This is a genomic window from Polaromonas sp. P3_C2 (assembly GCF_056402675.1).
This window is the reverse complement of record NZ_JBFUGX010001279.1, coordinates 1-517: the sequence shown is the minus strand read 5'-3', so window position 1 is coordinate 517 and position 517 is coordinate 1. Positions and strand designations below refer to the sequence as shown.

At 64.3% G+C, this 517-nt stretch carries 1 protein-coding gene; it reads right to left on the bottom strand.

The features are described 5' to 3' along the window. Positions 1-517, bottom strand: a 517-nt coding sequence (locus AC1DWI_RS26060) for an alanine--tRNA ligase-related protein (protein ID WP_477726319.1), incomplete at both ends; no start/stop codon positions are given.

Sequence of the window (517 nt, the reverse complement as noted above, 5' to 3'; positions counted from 1 at the left end):
GGCATCGCCCATCAGGCGAGCCAGATCAGCCACCAGCTTGTGGAAGAACGGTGTCTTCTGGCCCAGCTTGTAGCCGTGGCGGATCGCGCGGCGGWTGATGCGGCGCTGCACATAACCGCGGCCTTCATTGGACGGGTTGACGCCGTCACTCACCAGGAACGCTGTGGCGCGGATGTGGTCGGCAATGACAAACAGGCTCTTGTTGCCCAGGTCTTTTTCGCCGGTCTCGCGCGATGCCGCCTTGATCAGCTCGGCAAAGATGTCGATTTCATAGTTGCTGTGCACATGCTGCAGGATGGCGGCCAGGCGCTCCAGGCCCATGCCGGTATCCACGCAGGGCGCGGGCAGTTTGGTGACGCTGCCGTCGGCGGCCATGTCGAACTGCATGAACACGTTWTTCCAGWTTTCGATGAAGCGGTCGCCGTCTTCATCGGGGCTGCCGGGCGGGCCGCCGGGGATGTGGTCGCCGTGGTCGTAGAAGATTTCGCTGCWCGGGCCGCAGGGGCCGGTGTCGGCC